This window comes from Streptococcus equinus (genome assembly GCF_900101445.1).
In the GTDB taxonomy this organism is placed as follows: domain Bacteria; phylum Bacillota; class Bacilli; order Lactobacillales; family Streptococcaceae; genus Streptococcus; species Streptococcus equinus_B.
The window spans coordinates 514476-537551 of the sequence record NZ_FNKE01000001.1 but is presented as its reverse complement, the minus strand read 5'-3'; the positions used below and the strand labels follow the sequence as shown (position 1 = coordinate 537551).

23 protein-coding genes are annotated in these 23076 nt (G+C 37.4%); 21 read left to right on the top strand and 2 right to left on the bottom strand.

What is annotated here, in order from left to right:
- Positions 1-114 precede the first annotated feature (114 nt).
- The 3 genes from cls to dapA all read left to right on the top strand — a co-directional run bounded on the left by cls (position 115) and on the right by dapA (position 4147).
- Complete coding sequence (cls, locus tag BLR83_RS02700; RefSeq protein WP_074560169.1) at positions 115-1704, top strand: cardiolipin synthase; 1590 nt, start codon at positions 115-117, stop codon at positions 1702-1704.
- 343 nt (positions 1705-2047) lie between these two features.
- A complete protein-coding gene (locus BLR83_RS02695; protein ID WP_006532177.1) occupies positions 2048-3124 on the top strand; it encodes an aspartate-semialdehyde dehydrogenase in 1077 nt (358 codons plus the stop codon).
- 87 nt (positions 3125-3211) lie between these two features.
- A complete protein-coding gene (gene dapA / locus BLR83_RS02690; protein ID WP_074560168.1) occupies positions 3212-4147 on the top strand; it encodes a 4-hydroxy-tetrahydrodipicolinate synthase in 936 nt (311 codons plus the stop codon).
- 54 nt (positions 4148-4201) lie between these two features.
- On the opposite strand, the gene BLR83_RS02685 is transcribed toward dapA, so the two are convergent.
- Entirely contained in the window at positions 4202-5467 is a 1266-nt protein-coding gene (locus BLR83_RS02685; RefSeq protein WP_074560167.1) for an aminotransferase-like domain-containing protein, read from the bottom strand.
- Between the two features lie 138 nt (positions 5468-5605).
- On the opposite strand from BLR83_RS02685, the gene BLR83_RS02680 reads away from it, so the two are divergent.
- The 9 genes from BLR83_RS02680 to BLR83_RS02640 all read left to right on the top strand — a co-directional run bounded on the left by BLR83_RS02680 (position 5606) and on the right by BLR83_RS02640 (position 13386).
- Entirely contained in the window at positions 5606-6466 is an 861-nt protein-coding gene (locus BLR83_RS02680) for a pyridoxamine kinase (protein ID WP_074560165.1), read from the top strand.
- Positions 6463-7020, top strand: coding sequence for an ECF transporter S component (locus BLR83_RS02675; protein ID WP_074560163.1), 558 nt, complete (start codon positions 6463-6465; stop codon positions 7018-7020). Before BLR83_RS02680 ends, BLR83_RS02675 begins: the two co-directional genes overlap by 4 nt.
- 158 nt (positions 7021-7178) lie before the next feature.
- Positions 7179-8717, top strand: a complete 1539-nt coding sequence (locus tag BLR83_RS02670; protein WP_074560162.1) for an ABC-F family ATP-binding cassette domain-containing protein — start codon at positions 7179-7181, stop codon at positions 8715-8717.
- Positions 8718-8810: 93 nt separating this feature from the next.
- Positions 8811-9506, top strand: coding sequence for an ABC transporter ATP-binding protein (locus tag BLR83_RS02665; protein ID WP_074560160.1), 696 nt, complete (start codon positions 8811-8813; stop codon positions 9504-9506).
- On the top strand, positions 9503-10222 hold the full coding sequence (locus BLR83_RS02660; RefSeq protein ID WP_074560159.1) for a lantibiotic immunity ABC transporter MutE/EpiE family permease subunit: 720 nt from the start codon (positions 9503-9505) through the stop codon (positions 10220-10222). The genes BLR83_RS02665 and BLR83_RS02660 overlap by 4 nt, the downstream gene beginning before the upstream one ends.
- Positions 10215-10883 (top strand): ABC-2 family transporter permease, encoded by a 669-nt coding sequence (locus BLR83_RS02655; RefSeq protein ID WP_074560157.1) that lies wholly within the window; start codon positions 10215-10217, stop codon positions 10881-10883. Before BLR83_RS02660 ends, BLR83_RS02655 begins: the two co-directional genes overlap by 8 nt.
- A gap of 51 nt (positions 10884-10934) precedes the next feature.
- Positions 10935-11621, top strand: coding sequence for a response regulator transcription factor (locus tag BLR83_RS02650; protein WP_074560155.1), 687 nt, complete (start codon positions 10935-10937; stop codon positions 11619-11621).
- Positions 11614-12951, top strand: a complete 1338-nt coding sequence (locus tag BLR83_RS02645; protein ID WP_074560153.1) for a sensor histidine kinase — start codon at positions 11614-11616, stop codon at positions 12949-12951. The genes BLR83_RS02650 and BLR83_RS02645 overlap by 8 nt, the downstream gene beginning before the upstream one ends.
- 117 nt (positions 12952-13068) lie before the next feature.
- Positions 13069-13386, top strand: coding sequence for a hypothetical protein (locus BLR83_RS02640; RefSeq protein ID WP_074560152.1), 318 nt, complete (start codon positions 13069-13071; stop codon positions 13384-13386).
- 218 nt (positions 13387-13604) lie between these two features.
- On the opposite strand, the gene BLR83_RS02635 is transcribed toward BLR83_RS02640, so the two are convergent.
- The gene (locus tag BLR83_RS02635; protein WP_074560150.1) at positions 13605-14012 is read right to left on the bottom strand and encodes a DUF4231 domain-containing protein; all 408 of its coding nucleotides are present in this window, start codon (positions 14010-14012) and stop codon (positions 13605-13607) included.
- Positions 14013-14201: 189 nt separating this feature from the next.
- On the opposite strand from BLR83_RS02635, the gene ylqF reads away from it, so the two are divergent.
- The 9 genes from ylqF (at position 14202) to trmFO (ending at position 23058) form a co-directional block, all read left to right on the top strand.
- A complete protein-coding gene (ylqF, locus tag BLR83_RS02630; RefSeq protein WP_039696900.1) occupies positions 14202-15056 on the top strand; it encodes a ribosome biogenesis GTPase YlqF in 855 nt (284 codons plus the stop codon).
- Positions 15043-15822, top strand: a complete 780-nt coding sequence (locus BLR83_RS02625) for a ribonuclease HII (RefSeq protein WP_074560149.1) — start codon at positions 15043-15045, stop codon at positions 15820-15822. Before ylqF ends, BLR83_RS02625 begins: the two co-directional genes overlap by 14 nt.
- Complete coding sequence (locus BLR83_RS02620; RefSeq protein WP_074560147.1) at positions 15823-16374, top strand: sugar O-acetyltransferase; 552 nt, start codon at positions 15823-15825, stop codon at positions 16372-16374.
- 70 nt (positions 16375-16444) lie between these two features.
- The gene (dprA, locus tag BLR83_RS02615) at positions 16445-17287 is read left to right on the top strand and encodes a DNA-processing protein DprA (protein WP_074560145.1); all 843 of its coding nucleotides are present in this window, start codon (positions 16445-16447) and stop codon (positions 17285-17287) included.
- Positions 17288-17381: 94 nt separating this feature from the next.
- A complete protein-coding gene (gene topA / locus BLR83_RS02610) occupies positions 17382-19520 on the top strand; it encodes a type I DNA topoisomerase (protein ID WP_074560144.1) in 2139 nt (712 codons plus the stop codon).
- A 145-nt stretch (positions 19521-19665) separates the two neighbouring features.
- The gene (locus BLR83_RS02605) at positions 19666-20331 is read left to right on the top strand and encodes a SatD family protein (RefSeq protein WP_074560142.1); all 666 of its coding nucleotides are present in this window, start codon (positions 19666-19668) and stop codon (positions 20329-20331) included.
- Entirely contained in the window at positions 20331-21053 is a 723-nt protein-coding gene (locus BLR83_RS02600; RefSeq protein ID WP_081340987.1) for a DUF3307 domain-containing protein, read from the top strand. The genes BLR83_RS02605 and BLR83_RS02600 overlap by 1 nt, the downstream gene beginning before the upstream one ends.
- Positions 21054-21064: 11 nt before the next feature.
- A complete protein-coding gene (locus BLR83_RS02595; protein WP_081340986.1) occupies positions 21065-21547 on the top strand; it encodes a hypothetical protein in 483 nt (160 codons plus the stop codon).
- A gap of 173 nt (positions 21548-21720) precedes the next feature.
- Entirely contained in the window at positions 21721-23058 is a 1338-nt protein-coding gene (gene trmFO / locus BLR83_RS02590) for a methylenetetrahydrofolate--tRNA-(uracil(54)-C(5))-methyltransferase (FADH(2)-oxidizing) TrmFO (RefSeq protein WP_074560140.1), read from the top strand.
- Positions 23059-23076: the final 18 nt, after the last annotated feature.

The following is a 23076-nucleotide window of genomic DNA, read 5'->3' as shown; positions in this document are numbered from 1 at the left end:
AAACTTACCACTAAAAGGTCGGCTTTTGCCGGCTTTTTCTATTTTTCCAGAAAAAAGCGGCAGGCAAAGTATGTTATAATAGTAGCAAGTGAAGAAAAAAGTTATGTGGAGGTTATGATTATCGACAATAAAAGTACTAATAAAATTAAAGCATTACGCTTATTAGATAAAAGCCGACGCAGTTTTCTTCGAGGAATTTTTAGTCGAACAACCGTCATTTCTATCCTATTAATCTTGCAACTTTTGTTCATCATTGCATCATTTGCTTGGCTGGATCATTATCGCATTTGGGTCGCTATGATTGAACGCGCTCTTGCCATTGCAACTGTATTATATCTTGTAAACAGTGAAATGGACGCTCTATCACGTGTGACTTGGCTAATTCTGGTAATGATTGCACCTTTGTTGGGGTCGCTTTTTCTCATTTATACCAAGCTTGATTGGGGCTATCGTGGTCTCAAACTTCGAATGAACCATTTGGTTGATGCTAGCAGCCAATATTTGCAAGATAATTTGGAAACGTTGAGAGTTTTGAAAAGCAACACGTCGACGACTTATCACTTGGTTCAGTATTTTGACCGTAGTCGCGGTGACTTTCCAGCTTATCAAAATACCGAAGTGACTTATTTCCCAACGGGAGAAGAGTTTTTCGAAGAACTTAAGAAACAATTGCTTAAGGCTGAAGAATATATTTTCATGGAGTTTTTCATCATTGCTGAAGGTAAGATGTGGGGTGAAATTCTACGAATTCTAGAGCAAAAAGTCAGAGAAGGGGTGGAAGTTCGAGTCCTTTACGATGGCATGATTGAATTTTCAACCTTATCTTTTGACTACACACAACGCTTAGAGAAAATTGGTATCAAAGCAAAAGCTTTTTCACCGATTTCACCGTTTATCTCAACTTATTACAATTACCGTGACCACCGCAAAATTATTGTAATTGATGGTAAAGTCGGATTCACTGGCGGTGTTAACCTTGCTGACGAATACATCAATAAAATCAATCGTTTTGGTCACTGGAAGGACACAGCTCTGATGCTTGAGGGAGAAGCAGTTGATAGTTTCTTGGTACTGTTCTTACAAATGTGGTCAATCACTGAAAGACAAATGGTTGTCAAACCATACCTTGCTAAGCACGATAAAAAACGAAAAGCAAATGGTTATGTCATTCCATATGGGGATTCGCCACTTGATACTGATAAGATTGGTGAGAATGTCTATATTGATATTCTTAACCACGCCAGAGAATATGTCTACATCATGACACCTTATCTCATTCTTGATAGCGAAATGGAGCATGCGCTTTGTTTTGCGGCAGAACGTGGCGTAGATGTGCGAATTATCATGCCTGGTATTCCAGATAAAAAAGTCCCATATATGCTGGCAAAAACTTACTTTAGCAAACTTATGCGCTCAGGGGTTAAAATCTATCTCTACACACCAGGATTTGTCCACGCTAAAGTCTTTATCAGTGACGACAGTAAAGCAGTAGTCGGAACAATTAACCTAGATTATCGTAGTTTGTATCATCATTTTGAATGTGCGACATACATGTACAAAGTGGATGCCATTCGTGATATTTACGATGACTGCATTCAAACCATGCGAAAAAGTAAACGCGTCACTCAAGAGACGCTTGATAGCCGACCACCTCATGAAAAAATCATTGGATTGCTGGTCAAAACCATCGCACCATTGATGTAGAAGCAAAGTATTTGCAAATCTTGCCTTCTGTGGTATACTAAGAACATGCGATGAGCCGAATTAACTCGATTTGAGAGTTTATTTGCGCAGGAGGAGGTCATTCTAGTTCGACTAGAAACGCAGGAGCGGACTTTGGCAATCTGTGTGAACCTTTTTGCCACATTCATTTTTGAATGCCTCATATCCCTACCAATTTTGGTGGGGATTTTTTTGTTGTCAAAATATTTTTAAAATTAAATAAAATTCAGACTTTTCTTTTGAGTTAAAAAATTGTATAATGTAGCTACTATAAATTTTTAGAAAATTGAGAATAGTATACTATTTTCCAGGAAGAGGTATTGAAATGGGCTATACAGTCGCTGTCGTTGGTGCCACAGGTGCCGTTGGAACTCGCATGATTCAACAATTAGAACAATCAACACTCCCTATTGACAAAGTACGTCTTTTGTCATCTTCACGTTCTGCTGGGAAAGTTTTGAAGTATAAGGGACAAGATGTTACTGTTGAATTGACAACTGAAGATTCATTTGAAGGCGTTGATATTGCTCTTTTCTCTGCAGGTGGTTCTGTTTCTGCAAAATTCGCTCCATACGCTGTTAAAGCAGGAGCAGTTGTTGTCGATAACACATCTTATTTCCGTCAAAATCCAGATGTGCCACTTGTCGTACCTGAAGTCAATGCTCACGCTTTAGATGCTCACAATGGTATCATTGCTTGTCCAAACTGTTCAACTATCCAAATGATGGTTGCATTGGAACCCGTTCGTCAAAAATGGGGCTTGAGCCGTATCATCGTCTCTACTTACCAAGCTGTTTCTGGTGCTGGTCAATCAGCTATCAATGAAACACTTCGTGAAATCAAAGAAGTTGTTAATGATGGTGTTGAACCAAAAGACGTTCACGCTGACATCTTGCCATGTGGTGGTGACAAAAAACACTTCCCAATCGCATTTAACGCTCTTGCACAAATCGATGTCTTCACAGATAATGACTACACTTACGAAGAAATGAAAATGACAAACGAAACTAAGAAAATCATGGAAGAACCAGACCTTCCTGTTTCAGCAACATGTGTTCGTGTGCCTGTTCTTTTCTCACACTCTGAAGCAGTTTACATCGAAACAAAAGAAGTAGCTCCAATCGAAGAAGTAAAAGCAGCTATTGCTGGCTTCCCAGGCGCAGTTCTTGAAGATGATGTTGCTAACCAAGTTTACCCACAAGCTGCTAACGCTGTAGGCAAACGAGAAACATTTGTTGGACGCATCCGTAAAGACTTAGATGTTGAAAATGGTATTCACATGTGGGTTGTTTCTGATAACCTTCTTAAAGGTGCTGCATGGAACTCAGTTCAAATCGCTGAAACACTTCACGAACGCGGTCTTGTTCACCCAACTAAAGAGCTTAAATTCGAACTCAAATAATAACTCAAACCAGTTTCTTTTAGAAGCTGGTCTTTGAGCATTTTTAATCAAACAGGTATAAATTCTTAGACAAAGAGGGAGATTGTTATGTCTATTGAAGATTTAAGAGATGTCAAAATCATCACCGCGATGATTACCCCATTTAACGAAGACGGTTCAATTAACTTTGACGCGCTACCAAAATTGATCGAGCATTTGTTAGCACATCACACAGATGCCCTTTTGCTTGCTGGAACAACTGCTGAAAGTCCAACCTTGACACACGATGAAGAATTGGAACTTTTTGCTGCAGTGCAAAAGATTGTTAAAGGTCGTGTGCCATTGATTGCTGGTGTCGGTACCAATGATACCCGCGATTCTATCGAATTTGCGCGTGAGGTTGCCGCATTTGGTGGTTTCGCTGCTGGTCTTGCCATTGTTCCATACTACAACAAGCCATCACAAGAAGGCATGTACCAACACTTTAAAGCTATTGCTGATGCTAGTGACCTTCCAATCATTATCTACAACATTCCTGGACGTGTTGTTGTCGAAATGACTCCAGATACAATGTTACGTTTGGCAGAACACCCAAATATCATCGGTGTGAAAGAGTGTACAAGCCTTGCTAACATGGCTTACCTGATTGAACACAAACCAGATAATTTCTTGATTTATACTGGTGAAGATGGCGATGCTTTCCACGCTATGAACCTTGGAGCTGACGGCGTTATTTCAGTTGCCTCTCACGTTAACGGCGATGAAATGCACGAAATGCTAACTGCTATTGAAAACAGCGATATCAAGAAAGCTGCAGCTATCCAACGTCAATTCATTCCAAAAGTTAATGCTTTGTTCTCATATCCAAGTCCAGCGCCAGTTAAGGCTGTGCTTAATTACCTTGGATTTGAAACTGGCCCACTACGTTTGCCTTTGGTTTGCTGTCCACCAGAAGATGCTAAACGCATCATCGACGTTGTTATCGATGGCGATGTGGAAGCCACAAAAGAAACCGTCAAAGGTGTTTTGCGTCCTGATTATTAATTTTCCTATTATCGATATTAAAAGCCAGAGAAACTGAATCTCTGGCTTTTTAGTTTATCTCTCACTCATCATTCTTAAAATGCTGAAAATATCCTGATTATTTGAAAGTTTAATGAATCGTTTTTCTGTCAAAGAAAGGTAGTTATCCTCCAGATAGTTGATTTTATCAGTGAATTTGAGGTCACCTAAGTGTTGGTCCTTAGGAAGTTCAAGTACCAAGCCTTGAAGAGAGCTGCTGTAATGCTGAATCCTTGGAAAGTCAGCAAGAATGGCATCAATTTTCTGACTCTGTTTTTGGAAAACCTGCTTGAGGTAATTTAGATTTTTTTCAAACAAACCACTATCCAGATAAAGCGATAGTGCTTTTTGCATGATAAGGTTAGTATCATAGTCAATCATTTTCTTATGGTCAAGAAAAGCTTTTGTTAAAGCTGATGGCAAGATGATGGTCCCCAAACGCAAAGCAGGAAAAATAGTCATTGAAAAGGACTTAAGGTAAATAACATGACCAGAAGTGTCATAATAGTGCAGAGGCAAATCCGTTGATTTTGCAAAATCTCCCATGTAATCATCCTCGATGATGTAGACATCGTAGCGTTCAGCCAATTCAACAATCCTTTGCTTTTCACTGGTCGAATACGATAAACCAAGGGGATTTGAAAAACGTGAAATAGTGTAGAAAAACTTGATGTCCCCAGTCTTAAACAATTCTTCCAGTCTTGCTAGATCAATCCCTTCAAAATCACGTTCAATGGTCTGATAAGGCAACTTTAGAGAAGTAACCAAATCATTCATTCGATGGTAAGTTGGCTGTTCCAAAAGAATCGTCTTCTTGTGATTTGGAAAAGGCAACTGCGAAAGGATGTAAAGCGCTTGTTGGGTCCCTGAAGTAACTAAAATGTCCTCTTTTTTGGCGTAAATGGCGCTCTTTTCAAGATAATTTTGCAAGGAATCGATTAATTCTTGTAATCCTTCTTGCTGATAGTAGTAGTTAAAGAGGTAATTCTCACGATTCACAAGGGTTTCTGTTAGACACGTTGTAAAGTCTTCATAAGCCATGTTGTTGTAGTCAGATAAACTGAGATTCAGCGGTGTTTCCTTTTGGCTTTTTCCTTCAAGGACATAATAACCACTCTTTTCAACAGCATAAATGTAATTTTTAAACTTTAATTCTAGCAAAGCCCGTTGAACAGTGTCTTTACTGCAATGGAATTTTTGGCTTAGACGGCGAATGGAAGGAATACGTTCACCTTTTTGCAATTTGCCGTTTTCAATTTGGTCGATGATAGTTGTTAAGATTTCTTGGTATTTACTAGGCATAATCTGTCCCCATACAGTTTCTTATAATACCTATTGTATAATAAATTGAATTTTCTTACAATATTTCTAAACTCTTAATTTAAAACCTTTTCAAGTTACTGAATCTGGTTTTGAGGCGAGATTAGAAAGTCGTTTATTATGAATCATGTTACACGTTCTGTGATTGTTGCAAATGATATTGTTGGGGTGGGAAAAGTGGCGCTATCCAGTGCTTTGCCCGTTTTATCAACTTGTCAAATTGAAGTCATTCCTATGCCGACAGTTTTGTTATCTTCGCATACAGGTGGATTTGATAAGATTGCTATCACAGATTTGACTCAAGCAACAAAGGGATTTATCAACCAGTGGGAGACACTTGATTTTCCATGTCATGGTTTGATTACAGGGTATTTTAAAAATCAAACACAGTTAAAAGAATTAGCTAAATTTGCTAGCAAGCATAAGCTGTCACGCATTGTTGATCCTATTATGGCTGACAAGGGGCATTTATATGCGGGTTATGATCAAGATTTTGTGCTAGCTATGCGAGAATTTTGTAAAAATGCCGATGTGATCACGCCAAATTTAACCGAAGCTTGTCTTTTAGCTGATCGTCCTTATCTTGGTGAGACTTATACAAAAACTGATATCGAGCAACTCTGCGAGCGTTTATCTCATCTTCATAATAAACACATCATCTTAACCGGAGTTTCTTTTGAAGCTGATAATGTTGGATTAGCGCATTATGATAGTGAGAGTGGAGAAATTACTTATCATTTTTCGAAAGCCTATCCATATCATTTCTTTGGAACAGGGGATTTAGTAACGGCAGTTCTTGGGGCTGGCTATTTTCACGGCTTAAGTCTAGATGATGTTGCAAAAGTTGCTCTAAACTTTATCGATAAGACCTTACAAAGGACTTTGTCATTAAAGCGAGATTTGCGTTTTGGCTTGTCGTATGAACCTTATTTGCCAGACTTAGCTTCACAAATCAAACAATTAATGGAGGAAAAAGCATGAAAAATCTTACCACACGTCAACTTGTTGAACTTAGTTTTTATTCAGCATTAATCTTTATCAGTGTTCAGTTTTTACGTATTCCACTCGGTGCTCAGTTCGTTCATTTCGGTAATGCTTTGGTTGTAGTAGCGGTTCTACTATTTGGCTCAAGAATTGCTGCGCTTGTTGCGTCTATTGGACTAGGCTTGTTTGATGTGCTTAATGGCTATGCCGCAGAAGTTTGGATTACGATTTTAGAATCATTGATTGTTTGTCTAGTTCTTCATTTTGTTTTTGAAAAGCTTTTGCATTCTGATACCAAAACACGCAATGTGATTATTGTTGGTGTCGTAGCTGCTATTACAAAAATCATCAGTAATCTTGTTAAATATACTTTGATTAACAGTCTTGTGGGTGGTCTTCATTTGCAAGTAGCCTTTTTGACAGCTTTAGTTAAAATCGGTGGAACATTTGGTTCAGCACTTGTCACAATTATTTCTGTGCCAATTTTATACCCAATCTTAAAACAATTCTTCATTCCAGAAAAAAGCCATGCTAAAGCTATCTCTGAATAAATCACAAAAGCCTTTTAAAAAGGCTTTTTAGTTTGCGTTTTCAACAGCTAAAGTCATTGCTTTAGCGCTTAAAGTCATGCTATAATTGAAAAGATTATTATAAATAAGCTGTTTGCGCAGCTATTTTCAAAAAGAAAATAAACGAAAGAATATAAGAGATGAGTATTTTAGAAGTTAAACATTTAAGCCATGGCTTTGGTGAGCGTACGATTTTTGAGGATGTGTCTTTCCGTCTGTTGAAAGGAGAGCATATTGGTCTTGTCGGAGCAAACGGTGAAGGAAAATCAACTTTCATGAGTATCGTAACTGGACATTTGCAGCCTGATGAAGGAAAAGTTGAGTGGTCAAAATACGTAACCGCTGGTTACTTGGACCAACACACTGTGCTTGAAGCTGGAATGACAGTACGTGATGTCTTGCGTACAGCTTTTGATGAGCTTTTCAAAACAGAAGCACGTATCAATGACATTTACATGTCTATGGCTGATGAAGGTGCAGATATGGATGCTCTAATGGAAGAAGTAGGAGAGTTGCAAGACCGTCTAGAATCACGTGATTTTTACACCTTGGATGCTAAAATTGACGAAGTCGCACGCGCCCTTGGTGTCATGGATTTTGGCATGGAATCTGATGTTACAGAACTATCTGGGGGTCAACGTACCAAAGTTCTTTTAGCAAAACTTTTGCTTGAAAAGCCTGATATTTTGCTTCTTGACGAACCAACTAACTACCTTGATGCTGAACACATTGAATGGTTGAAACGTTACCTTCAAAACTATGAAAATGCCTTTGTTTTGATTTCACACGATATTCCATTCTTAAATGATGTAATTAATATTGTTTATCACGTGGAAAATCACGATTTGGTTCGTTACACTGGTGACTATGATAACTTCCAAGCGGTTTATGCTATGAAAAAAGCGCAGCTTGAAGCAGCTTATGAGCGTCAACAAAAAGAAATTGCTGACTTGCAAGACTTTGTCAATCGTAATAAAGCGCGTGTTGCCACACGTAATATGGCCATGTCACGTCAGAAAAAATTGGATAAGATGGATCGTATTGAGCTTCAGGCTGAAAAACCAAAACCATCTTTTGAATTCAAAGAATCACGTACACCAAGTCGCTTTATTTTCCAAACACAAGATTTGGAAATTGGTTACGACCGTCCGTTGACAAAACCGCTTAATTTGACCTTTGAACGTAATCAAAAGGTTGCTATCATTGGTGCCAATGGTATTGGTAAAACAACCCTTCTTAAGAGTCTTTTGGGTATTATTCCACCAATCTCAGGAAGTGTTGAACGTGGTGATTACATTGAACTTGGTTATTTTGAACAAGAAGTCGCTGCTGGTAATCGTCAAACACCGCTTGAAGCTGTCTGGGATGCCTTTCCTGCATTGAACCAAGCAGAAGTCCGTGCCGCTCTTGCTCGTTGCGGTCTGACATCAAAACATATCGAAAGTCAAATTCAAGTGCTTTCTGGTGGGGAACAAGCTAAAGTGCGTTTTTGTCTGCTTATGAACCGCGAAAACAATGTGCTAGTCCTTGACGAACCAACCAACCACTTGGACGTTGATGCTAAAGAAGAATTGAAACGTGCTCTTAAAGCCTACAAGGGTAGCGTCCTAATGGTCTGCCACGAACCTGATTTCTATGAAGGTTGGACAGAAGTTTGGGACTTCAACGAATTAATGTAATAAATGAGCTTGAGAAATTTCTCAAGCTTTTTTCTTTTTCTGAACTAATTCTGAAAAAACTAATGTATCCTTGATAAAAAAGGAGGTTAGCTTATGCAAATTCAAGTCAAACATATCAAAAAGATCTTCAAGGATAAGGAAGTTTTAAAGGATATTTCATTTACCATCAAATCAGGTTCGATTTGTGGACTTTTGGGAGTCAATGGGGCTGGGAAATCCACATTAATGAAAATTCTCTATGGTTTAGAAAGTCAGAGCGCTGGTGAAATCTTATTTGATGGAAAAACGAGTAAAGAGATAAAAGACGATAAAAAATTCGGTGCTTTAATTGAGTCTCCAGCTATTTACATGAATTTATCAGCTTTTGATAATTTAAAAACTAAAGCACTGCTTTATGATATTCCAGACGAAACCATACGAAAAACCTTGAGTTTAATTGGTTTAGCAAATACTGGTCGTAAAAAAGCTGGCAAATTTTCTTTAGGAATGAAGCAACGTTTAGGACTTGGCATGGCAATTATTACCAATCCAGAATTTCTGATTTTAGACGAGCCGACTAATGGCTTAGATCCAGATGGCATCAAAGAACTTTTAGATTTAATCAACTCTCTCAAACAAAAAGGAATGACGATTCTCATCTCAAGTCACCAATTACATGAAGTCAATAAGATTGCTGATGATATTGTTATCCTGCATCAAGGAAAAATTCATTACAATCAGCCCAATCAAGATAAACAAGATTTAGAAAAGCTCTTCTTTTCTATTGTCCATGGAGGTTATGAAAAATGATAAAAATACTTCAATCAGAATGCCTAAAACAAAAACATGGTGCTTACTTTAAATTATGTTTATTCTTGCCATTTATCTCTCTGTTTATCGCTTTTTTGCTTTGCGGACCAACGATTCTAGAGAGTTTTTCAATTTATTGGTGGGAAGCATTGTTTTTATTTACTTTGGCAGGATTGTTATTTGTTTATGACTATAAAGCTGAAGAAGGAGCTGGACATTTTCAAAACACACTTCAAGGTAAATTAACTGGAAAAATTAAAATCGCAAAAGTCATGACAGCATTAAAGAACCTATTTTTAGCAAGTTGTGTTCTGTCACTTTTTCTTTATCTTGTCTCATTTGTTTTTTGCGGTGTGATGACTGTCCACTTTTTTCGTGACGCTTGGGTACTATTATTGATGCTTATTGCTTCTGCATGGAATGTGCCTCTCTTATTTTACCTTTCAAAATGGATTAATTGTTATTTGGTCTTAGTTCTAAATTCGTTTTTATGCTTGCTCGTTGCGCCATTTTTAGCACAAACGTCTTTTTGGTATTTATTTCCCTACACATATCATTATAAAATCGCCCAAGCACTCCTCCACTTAAAACCTTCTGGGGAAGTAGAAGTACTAAATCACCCTCATCCTGTAGGACTATGCATTGTAGCAATCAGTTTATCCGTCCTTTTATTTCTTATCTTCATCAAAGCACTAAAGGAGCAAAAACGTGGTTAAAATTTTAAAAAGCGAGTTCTTAAAATTAAAAAATTCGGCTATTTTATACTTGATGATTGGCTTATTTGCTTTAGAATGGTTAACCATCCCAGTTTATTTATCAACTCATCAAACCTCCTACACCCTAGAAGCGATGACCTTTTTGCCCATGCTAGCTTATTGTTTAATGCAGGCTATTGTCTCATTGCTAACAATAGAGCAGGAAGAACATGCCAATCACTACCAAAATATCAGTAGTAGTCACAATAGAGCTAAAATCTGGTTACTTAAGTTGTTGGCGCGTGATCTTATCGTTATTCTGCCTTGTCTTATTTTATGGGGAAGCATTGGATATGTGATCAATGATGTTTCTTATGCCTTTTACTCAGGAAGCTTGACTTGGCTTTTACTTGTCTTTCTCAATCATTTTCATCACTTGCTTAGCCTATGGGTAGGAAAAGGACTTAATCTCATTATCTCATTCGTGGAGTGTCTTTTTATCATTTTTGCTTCAAATCATGCTTTTGTGAGCAATTTCTGGATTCCTATCATTTTGCCAGTTAATGCTATCTTAATACCTGAAAACAAGCTAATGATTAAGACCATTTTCATCTTGTTAGCTTGGATACTGATGTTAGATGTTATAGCCGTTTTGACGCTTAAACGCAATAAAAATGAGTGAAATCGTGTTTCTTATAGTAAAATAGAAACAAATACAATTGAGGTGACAAAAGTGTACAAAATTTTAGTTGTGGACGACGATTTTGAGATTTTAAAACTAATGACTAATATTTTTGAAATGCAAAATTACGCTGTAACAACTTATCAAGGAGTAAACTCTCCTATTGATATCAATGATTTTATGGGATTTGACTTAATTTTACTCGATGTCATGATGCCAAATGTAGATGGCATGGCTCTTTGCCAAGAAATTCGCCATCGTATTGCAACACCAATTATCTTTGTTAGTGCTAAAGATAGCGAAGAAGATATCATTTCTGGTCTCAAACTCGGCGGCGATGACTACATCACTAAACCATTTAGTATTAAACAACTAGTCGCCAAAGTTGAAGCACATTTAAAAAGAGAAGAGCGTTCGAGACAAGCTAAAAATGAGTTTCAGGAATTTAAACGAGAATTTTCTACGATGACATTTTACTTACAGGAAAAGAGTATTTATATTAATGGTGAACGCATCCCTCTAACCAGTCGCGAATACCACATTCTAGAGCTCTTATCTAGCCAGCCTAAAAAAGTTTTTACACGTGAAAATATCTACGAAAAAGTATATAGTGATGATTCGGATGCTCTATTTAGATCAATTTCAGAATACGTTTATCAGATACGTCAAAAATTTTCTTCCTATGACGTTAATCCTATAAAAACAGTTCGAGGAGTAGGATATCAGTGGCATGATTAAAGCAAAAAAGATTAAAACATTAAAACAACGCATTTTTCAAACCGTTATTGAAGTGATTGTCGGAATCGTCCTTGTTATCTGTTTGATTTTAACCTTAACAAGTGTCCTTGCCTATACGAAACAAATCAGTCTCAGCAACCAGCTAAATATTAGTCTTTCAGATAAGGTCTCTAAGGATATGATTGTCAAAGAAATGACGAAAACACCTTATGACTACGTTTTATATGACCAGACTGGGAAGGTCATTAAGCAGACAAACATCCCTGAGGATTTGATGTATTACCAAAAAGCTTTTAAAGAGAGAAAAAATTTAAACGAAAACGGGGTTAGCTATTACCTTGCTCAAAATCCGCACTACGTTTTAGTTGTCCGACAAGCTAGCATTCCTGAATTTACAAACCATACGCTTCGTTCAATTTCGTACAATACACTGACTTACATCATCTTTATCATCGGCTTTTTGCTGGTCCTTATTTTGGCAATCACAAGACTGCTCAAAGAATTCACTTCAAATTTTTATGCTATCCAAAAATCAACTCAAAATATGGGAACTAAGTCTCGCTCAGATTTCCTAGAGCATTCTAGAATTGCGGAATTTGACGACACCTTAACTGTTTTAGCACAAAAAAGTGATGAATTAGCTGAACTGATTGAAAGAGAAAGAAGTGAAAAGAAAGATTTATCTTTTCAAATCGCTGCCTTAGCTCACGATGTCAAAACTCCTTTAACGGTCATTAAGGGAAATATTGAACTACTTGAAATGACATCACTTAATGAACAACAAGCAAGTTTTCTAACATCAATCAATAATAGCCTTTTAGTATTTGAAAACTATTTCAATGCAATGCTTAACTATAGTCGTCAATTAAGCGATAACAACCATAAAGAAAAGCTATTCTTAAAGCCTTTTTTAGCCGATTTATCGGTAGAAATTGAAGATATTCTAAAACCAAATGCAATTGATTTTAAGATGAGAGACACCTGTACCACCGATTCTTTTTTAGCAAATAGCTTAAATCTTAAACGTGCACTGATTAATATCCTAGTAAATGCAGCTCAACATGCCCCTAAAGGAAAGGTTCGCCTTAGCATTTCAGAAGATGATAGTCATCTCATATTCTCCATTTGGAACGATGGCCAACCATTTTCAGATGAAGCTCTTAAAAATGCCGCAAAATTTTTCTTCACTGAACATAATAGCAGAAGTGGAAAACACTATGGTATTGGACTATCTTTTGCAAAAGGCGTCGCTGAAAAACATCATGGAAGTTTAAGAATCTCAAATCCTAGTAGAGGTGGAGCAGAAGTCATTCTTTCCATAAAAAAATAACCGTTCACGACGAAAAAACGACTGTTTACGATATGGTCGTTTTTTTAGTGATTAATCTGATAAAATAGAGGATAGAGATATCACTTTTCATAAAAAGGGAAAAAAGAGGAGAAAAAAATGAAAGCTACTTATAAGGGAAAAGTTGCAGATGTTTGGCAAGTCAGCAAAGATAATCGAAATAGTCCTGACTGGGTAAAAGAAGCTTTTGCAAAAAGATATTTTTGTTGGTTAGATAATCACCTTCGTATTTTAATGGCTGGTTTAAAGCCATCGACAGTTAAAAACCTTAAAACAGGAGCAATTGGAAGTCTAGGTGGTGGATTTGCCGGCTACGGTATGTATGAGTTGGCATACTTAGGCGATTACATCGACATTACCAATCGCCGTATTATTGCTCAAAAAACATTTGAAAAGGAATATCAGATTATTGATTAAAAAAGTCACTTCGTTTATCACGAATCATCCTAAAACGACAGCGAAATTATGGCTAGGATACTGCGTTTTTTATTTAATCATGAGTTACGTTATGCTTGGTCGAAGTCACAAATGGTTTTATGTTTTATATTACCTAACGCTTACTAGTATTCCAATACTAATTTCACTACAAAAGAAAAAATAAACCCCATGTTTTTGAAAACACGGGGTTCTTTTAATTAATTGCGATACTTAATAATCACTTCACAACGTTCAACCAAGAGTGAAAAACGTTCAGCATCTGATTTTTCCTGATAGATACCAGCCTTAGTCTCAAAGGCAAATTTCTCTGAAGCGAGCGTTTTTGAAGTTTCTTGATAAAGTTGCCATTTATCTTTATGACTTAAAAGTGCAATGAGAGCTTCGAGAACGAGTACTAAAGAAGCAATAATCACTGCCAACAATTTAAAGCAAGGAATTGGTAAAGTAACCAAAATTGGAATTAAAGCTAAAGTAATGATTTGAATGACTTTAAACACAATAAACCAAGCACGGTGAAAACGAGCTTTCTTATCATAGCTTTTAATCGCTTGCTCTAAACGTTCTGAAAGATACGTTTTACTTGTCATTCCTTTGTAATCGTCCATTTGAATCTCCTTGATTGAAAGCTTTTTCCTATGTGATTTTATTGTATCGCCTTGCTAAGAGATAGTCAAGAATTGACTTTATGGTATAATAGAACGTGGTTTAAGATTTTAAAGGTCTTAATGAAACAAGAATAAATAGAGTATCAAACACAAGCAAATAAAGCTTACTATGAAAGGATAAATATCTTAATGGCTACTATTCAATGGTTCCCAGGTCACATGTCTAAAGCTCGTAGACAAGTGCAAGAAAATATTAAACACGTGGATTTCGTGACTATTTTGGTCGATGCGCGTTTGCCACTATCAAGTCAAAATCCGATGCTAACTAAAATCGTTGGTGATAAACCAAAACTTATGATTTTAAATAAAGCTGATTTAGCTGATAGCAATCGTACAAAAGAGTGGCGTCGTTATTTTGAAAGCCAAGGGATTAAAACTCTTGCTGTCAACTCAAAAGAACAAGCAACTGTAAAATTAGTTACAGAAGCAGCTAAATCTTTAATGGCTGACAAATTGGCTAAATTGCGTGAACGTGGTATTCAAAAAGAAACCCTTCGTACGATGATTATCGGTATTCCTAACGCTGGTAAATCAACTCTTATGAACCGCTTAGCTGGTAAGAAAATCGCCGTTGTCGGAAATAAACCTGGTGTCACAAAAGGACAACAATGGCTTAAATCTAATAAAGATTTGGAAATTCTTGACACCCCAGGGATTCTTTGGCCAAAATTCGAAGATGAAGTGGTTGGTCTAAAACTCGCTCTTACCGGAGCTATCAAAGATCAACTTTTACCAATGGACGAAGTGACTATCTTTGGACTTAATTTCTTCAAAGAACATTACCCAGAACGTTTGATTGAACGTTATAAAGGTATTGACTTGGAAGAAGAAGCACCAGAAATTATCATGGCTATGACACAAAAACTTGGTTTTCGTGATGACTATGATCGTTTCTACGCTCTTTTTGTCAAAGATGTTCGCGAAGGTAAACTCGGACGCTACACATTAGACATTGTAGGAGATGTTGAAAATGGCGACCGTTAAAGAAATCAAAGAAGCGCTAGCTGATATTGACAATCTTGACGATGCACGCTGGCAAGCCTACGAGGAAGATAGCCGAGCAGGCGTGCAAAAAGCTATCATCCAGCGTAAAAAGGCTATTCAAGCCGATATCGACGAAGACTTGCGTTTGGAAAATATGCTGCGCTACGAAAAAGAGCTTTATCAAGCAGGCTATCAAGCCATCGCAGGAATTGACGAAGTTGGCCGTGGCCCTCTTGCTGGACCAGTAGTGACTGCTTGCGTTATTCTTCCTAAGAATTGTAAAATCAAGCATCTTAATGACTCCAAGAAAATTCCTAAAAAACATCACGAAGAAATTTATGAAGAAGTTCTTGCTCGTGCTTTAGGAGTTGGTATTGGTGTTATTGATAATAATGTTATCGATGATATCAACATTTATGAAGCGACAAAAGTTGGTATGCTCCAAGCAATTGACAAGATCAAGGGACAAATGACTAAGCCTGATTATCTTTTAATTGATGCCATGCACTTAGACACTGACATTCCTCAGCAATCACTCATCAAAGGAGATGCTAATTCATTATCAATTGCGGCAGCCTCTATCGTTGCCAAAGTCACTCGTGACCGCATGATGGCGGATTACGCCAAAGAGTATCCTGGTTATGCATTTGAAAAAAATGTCGGTTACGGTACTAAAGACCATCTTGCAGGTCTTAAAGAACACGGTATTACACCAATTCACCGTAAAACATTTGAACCAATTAAATCTATGTTGAAGGAGAACTAAATGACAAGCGAAAAAGAAAAAATGCTAGCTGGTCAGCTATATGATGCTGGTGACAGTGAGCTACTTGCCATGCGTTTACATGCCCGTAAACAAATCACACTCTTTAATAATGAAGAAGACCGTCAGAAACGTAAAGAAATTATCAAATCATTATTTGGTTCCACAGGCGATAACTTGCTAATGGAGCAGCGTTTTGTCTGCGATTACGGGTCAAATATCTACGTTGGTGAGAACTTTTTCGCTAATTATAACTGTACCATGTTAGATGTCTGCGAGATTCACATTGGAGACAACGCTATGATTGGTCCGAATTGTCAATTTTTAACTCCTCTTCACCCACTAGATGCGAAAGAACGTATTTCTGGTTTGGAATATGGAGCACCAATCACTATTGGAGATAATGTATGGCTTGGTGGTGGAGTAACCATTCTACCAGGTGTCACTTTAGGTGATAATGTCGTTGTTGGTGCAGGCGCTGTTGTGACTAAATCATTTGGAGATAACGTGGTTATCGCTGGAAATCCAGCTAAAATCATTAAAACATTAGATTAACTCAAAAAAATCTCACAAAGTCCTATGGTTATAGGGCTTTTTTTCGAATAGAAAAGTAGTGAGGTGACTAATGAATAATTTTGAACTATTTAAATTAAAACAAGCAGGGCTAACAAATCTCAACATTCTAGCCATTTTAGACTATCAAAAGCAAGAAAAGAAATCTCTTTCCTTGCGCGATATGGCAGTTGTGTCCAAATGTAAGAATCCTATTTTATTTATGGAGAAATACAAAGATTTGGATAGTAAAACTTTGCGAAAAGTCTTTAACCAATATCCTAGTATTTCAATACTAGATGACGACTATCCTCTGGAATTAAAACACTCTTATAATCCGCCTGTATTACTTTTTTATCAAGGTAATATTGAGCTACTCAATCGTCCAAAAATGGCAGTAGTAGGAGCACGCACAGCCACACAGACAGGAACCAAGTCCGTTCAAAAAATTATCAAAGAACTTGGAAATCAATTCGTCATTGTCAGTGGCTTAGCTAGAGGAATCGATACCAGTGCACATATTTCAGCCCTAAAAAATGGCGGAGCGACAATAGCAGTTATTGGCTGTGGTCTTGATGTTTATTATCCCAAAGAAAATAAGCAGTTGCAGGACTACCTTGGAAAAAATCATTTGATTTTAAGTGAATACACAGCAGCAGAAGCGCCGCTAAAATACCATTTCCCAGAACGCAATCGCATTATCGCAGGGCTATCCCAAGGCATCATAGTAGCAGAAGCTAAGTTGCGATCTGGCAGCTTAATTACTTGTGAGCGCGCCCTAGAAGAAGGACGAGATGTTTTTGCCATTCCAGGTAATATTTTGGACGGAAAATCTGACGGATGTCATCATTTAATCAAAGAGGGCGCAAAGTGCATCACATCAGGCCTAGACGTCCTTTCAGAATACCAATTGTAAACAAGTTTTTTCTATTAAATACAACTTTTTTATTGACAGTTTGGAAAAAGCGGGGTATCATGTTATAAGTTTATTACTGATAGGAAGTGAGCTTATGGCAACGACTACTACAAAAGCCCAAACAGCTGTTAAAAAGACAAGTAAAAAAACAACAAAGAAAAAAACAGCTGCCAAGAAAAACTTGGTTATTGTGGAATCACCAGCTAAAGCAAAAACCATTGAAAAATATCTAGGACGCAACTATAAAGTTGTCGCTTCAGTTGGTCATATCCGTGATTTGAAAAAATCAAGCATGTCTATTGATTTTGAAAATAATTATGAACCGCAATATATTAATATCCGCGGTAAAGGTCCTCTGATTAACGATTTGAAAAAAGAGGCTAAAAAATCTAAAAAAGTTTATCTCGCAAGTGACCCGGACCGTGAAGGAGAAGCTATTTCATGGCATTTGGAACACATTTTGGGACTTGACGAAAATGATAAAAACCGTGTTGTTTTCAATGAAATCACTAAAGATGCTGTCAAAAATGCCTTCGTTGAACCACGTCAGATTGACATGGATTTGGTAGATGCCCAACAAGCCCGTCGAGTTCTTGACCGTATTGTTGGGTATTCTATCTCACCATTGCTTTGGAAAAAGGTTAAAAAAGGTCTTTCTGCAGGTCGTGTTCAGTCTGTTGCATTGAAACTCATTATCGACCGTGAAAATGAGATTAAAAACTTTAAACCTGAAGAATACTGGACAATTGATGGATTCTTCAAAAAAGGAACTAAGAAATTCCAAGCAGCCTTTTATGGCATTGATGGTAAAAAATTAAAACTCAACACTAACGAGGATGTCCAAGCAGTTCTTGCTCGACTTACAAGTGACGAGTTTAACGTAGCAAAAGTTGAAAAGAAAGAGCGTCGTCGTAACGCACCACTTCCATATACAACATCATCTCTTCAACAAGATGCTGCAAACAAAATCAACTTCCGTACACGTAAGACTATGATGGTTGCTCAACAGTTGTACGAAGGGATTAGCCTTGGTAAGAGCGGTACTCAAGGTTTGATTACTTACATGCGTACCGACTCTACACGTATCAGTCCTGTTGCGCAAAATGATGCTGCTGGTTTCATTACAGAACGTTTTGGCGAAAATTATTCTAAACACGGTAGTCGTGTGAAAAACGCTTCAGGTGCTCAAGATGCCCACGAAGCTATTCGCCCATCAAACGTTAACTTAACACCAGAATCTATCGCAAAACACTTGGACAAAGACCAATTGAAACTCTACACATTGATTTGGAATCGATTTGTCGCAAGTCAAATGACAGCAGCCGTCTTTGATACCATGAAAGTTAACTTGGAGCAAAATGGCGTTCGCTTCACAGCTAACGGTAGTAAAGTCAAATTTGACGGTTACTTGGCTGTCTACAACGATTCTGATAAGAATAAAATGTTGCCCGACATGGTTGAAGGCGATGTTGTTAAGAAAGTTTCAACAAATCCTGAACAACACTTCACTCAACCACCAGCACGTTATTCTGAAGCCACATTAATCAAAACGCTTGAAGAAAACGGTGTTGGACGTCCATCAACTTATGCACCAACACTTGATGTCATCCAAAGACGTTACTACGTTCGCTTGGTTTCAAAACGCTTCGAACCAACTGAATTGGGTGAAATCGTTAATAACTTGATTGTTGAATTCTTCCCAGATATCGTTGATGTCAAATTTACCGCTGACATGGAAGGTAAACTTGATGAAGTCGAAGAAGGAAAAGAACAATGGCAAAAAGTCATTGATGCTTTCTACAAACCATTTGAAAAAGAACTAGCAAAAGCAGAAACTGAAATTGAAAAAATTCAAATCAAAGATGAGCCTGCCGGCTTTGATTGTGATGTTTGTGGACATCCAATGGTAATCAAATTAGGACGCTATGGTAAATTCTATGCTTGTAGTAATTTCCCTGAATGCCATAATACCAAAGCCATTACTAAAGAAATTGGTGTGACATGTCCAATTTGTGGCGAAGGTCAAGTGATTGAACGTAAGACAAAACGTAATCGTCTTTTCTATGGCTGTGACCGATATCCTGAGTGTGAATTCACTTCATGGGATAAACCAGTCGGACGTTCTTGTCCAAAATGTGGTCAATTCCTCGTTGAGAAGAAAATTCGTGGCGGTGGTAAACAAGTCGTCTGCAGCAACGAAGAGTGTGACTACGAAGAAGCAAAAGTTAAATAAATCCTTCAAACCTTGCAAATTTTCTTTGCGAGGTTTTTTTAGGTCAGTTTTCATTGCCATTATAATAGACTTTTTAAATAATTTCCGTTATAACGGACTTTTTTTTGATAAGTCTGTTATAATAGACCTATAAGAGAGGTGGCCTATGAATTATTTTGCATTAATTGGCGACATTATTGATTCAAAGAAAATCGATAATCGATACCAAGTTCAAAAAATATTAGAAACTTACTTAAATGATTTGAATACAGAATTTAAAGAAGTATTGGTTTCAAAATTATCTATTACATTGGGAGATGAATTTCAAGGATTATTGACGCTTGATGCCCCTTTATTTCAAATCATTGATCGTATTAATCTTGCTATGCAGCCTTATCAGGTACGTTTCGGAATTGGGATGGGAAAAATTCTAACAGATATTAACCCAGAACAAAGCATTGGTGCTGATGGTCCAGCTTACTGGCATGCCAGAAAAGCCATTAACTATATTCATCAAAAAAATGACTACGGTAATACACAAATTGCGGTTTCTTTTGATGATGAGAATCAAGTCAGCGTTGTTAATACCTTGATTGCAAGCAGCGAAGCTATTAAATCAGATTGGCGAGCAAGTCAAGAAATTATCTTAAAAGAGTTATTAGCGCTTGGAATTTACGATGAGCAGTTCGACCAACAAATGCTTGCTAAACGATTAGAATTAACGACCAGTGCCTTATCAAAACGGCTTAAAAGCAGCAATATCAAAGTTTACCTTCGCGCACGTAAAACGGCTTTAAAATGCCTTAAACATCATGGAGAGGAGTTAGCTTAATGCCTATTACTGGACTTTCTCACTATCTCATTCAAAATCCCATTTTGACACTTTTCTTAATCTGTCACTTTTTATCTGATTTTCACCTACAAAGTCAAACAGTTGCAGATCGTAAAAACACAGAAAACAAATATCTTCTAATTCACCTACTTGGTGTCGCCTTTCCTTTGGTAATAGTAACTCTCTTTTTACCAAGTTTGTGGAATATTAGTCTACTCATTTTCCTGACGCATTCAGTCATTGATTTTGGAAAATCAAACGTTGCTAACTGGCTTCGGTTAAATCCTATGGCAACTTTCCTTCTTGATCAGATTTTACATTTAGTGATTATTGTTTTGTTAACACGTTATCAAGTAGATTCTAGTTTGATAACTAGCCAGGTTACAGGACCAGTTTTAAATATGATTTTATTTCTTGTCTTAATCACCAAACCAACGAATGTTGTCTTTAAAATCTTTTTTCAAAAATATCAACCACACGATAATCAGAAAATGGATACTATTGCAGGGGCTGGGGCAACTATTGGACTATTGGAACGTATTGTGATGAGTATTTGTATTATCTTTAATCAATTCGCCTCAATCGGTCTGGTTTTCACAGCAAAATCAATTGCACGTTATAACAAGATTTCAGAGAGCCCAACATTTGCAGAATATTATCTGATTGGTTCATTATTTAGTATCTTAAGTGTTCTATTAGCTGCTTGGATTTGTATATTCTAGGGAGGATAATCATGCATTTTGGCTTTTCTTATGTTGGATTGATCTTTTTAGTACTGCTAACTGTACCAAATCTTATTTGGACACGACATAAACCAAAAGATTATGACCACTATCAGTGCCAAGAAAATAAGTACTTAACCCTATTTGAACGTATTGGAGAAGTGCTTGTTACCTGTCTAGTTCTCATCTTTTCTGACTTTAACTGGCATTCTTGGACAAATTGGAATTGGTGGCTAATAGCAGCAGCTCTTTGCATGCTTCTTTATGAAATCTTTTGGATTCGTTATTTTATGGGATCAAAAAGGATGACTGATTTTTACGCCCCTATTTTGAAAATACCAGTAGCCGGAGCAAGTTTACCAGTTTTTGCAGTTCTATGCCTAGCCATCTATGGTAAGAATCCTTTTTTAGCCTTAGCAGCAATTATTTTAGGAATTGGTCATATCGGCATTCACTTACAGTATCAGAATATGATTAGAAAAAATAATCATTGATTTTTACATAATTTTACTTACGTAAACAATTACAAGATTTTATTTGTATTTCCTAAAAATTATGTTATGATAATCAAGTATCAAAAATAGAAAGATTCAGATATGGGCAAATACCCATGTCTGGGAGATGACGCCAGATAGCTTTCTGTGCTCATTTTAGAGGTATTAGTATATTGTCTCAATCATCATACATTAACGTTATTGGAGCTGGTTTAGCAGGCTCTGAAGCTGCTTATCAGATTGCCAAACGCGGTATTCCTGTTAAGCTTTATGAAATGCGTGGGGTTAAACCAACACCTCAGCATAAAACTGATAAATTTGCTGAACTTGTTTGTTCGAATTCACTACGTGGTGACAGTTTGACAAACGCGGTCGGTCTTTTGAAAGAAGAAATGCGCCGTTTGGATTCTGTTATCATGAAAGCTGCTGAAAGCACGCGCGTCCCTGCTGGTGGCGCTCTTGCAGTTGACCGTGACGGATTCTCACAAATGGTAACTGACGAAGTCACAAACCACCCACTTATCGAAGTCATTCGCGAAGAAATCACTGAAATCCCAGATGATGCTATTACAGTTATCGCTAGTGGACCACTTACTTCAGATGCCTTGGCTGCAAAAATCCACGAATTAAACGGCGGCGACGGCTTCTATTTCTACGATGCGGCAGCACCAATTGTTGATAAAAGTTCTATCGACATGGATAAAGTTTACCTTAAATCACGTTATGACAAAGGAGAAGCTGCTTACCTTAACTGCCCAATGACAAAAGAAGAATTCATGGCTTTCCACGAAGCTCTTGTCAATGCTGAAGAAGCTCCGCTAAATTCATTTGAAAAAGAAAAATACTTCGAAGGTTGTATGCCAATCGAAGTCATGGCAAAACGAGGCATTAAAACAATGCTCTATGGTCCTATGAAACCTGTCGGACTAGAATACCCAGAAGATTACAAAGGACCACGTGATGGCGAGTTTAAAACACCATATGCCGTTGTTCAATTGCGTCAAGACAATGCGGCTGGTAGCTTATTTAACATCGTTGGTTTCCAAACACACCTTAAATGGGGAGAACAAAAACGTGTCTTCCGTATGATTCCAGGCCTCGAAAATGCTGAATTTGTCCGCTACGGCGTTATGCACCGTAACTCATACATGGATTCACCAAACCTTTTGACAGAAACATTTGCTACACGTCAAAATCCAAATCTTTTCTTCGCTGGTCAAATGACTGGGGTTGAAGGTTATGTTGAATCTGCTGCATCAGGTCTTGTAGCTGGTATCAATGCTGTGCGTCGTTTCAAAGGCGAAGAACCAGTTATCTTCCCTCAAACAACAGCTATTGGAGCTTTGCCACACTACATCACTCACGCTGAAAGCAAACATTTCCAACCAATGAACGTTAACTTTGGTATCGTTAAAGAACTCGAAGGACCACGTATCCGCGACAAAAAAGAACGTTACGAAAAAGTTGCTGAACGTGCCTTGAAAGATTTGAAAGAATACCTTAACGTTTAATACAATATCTTAGAAGAG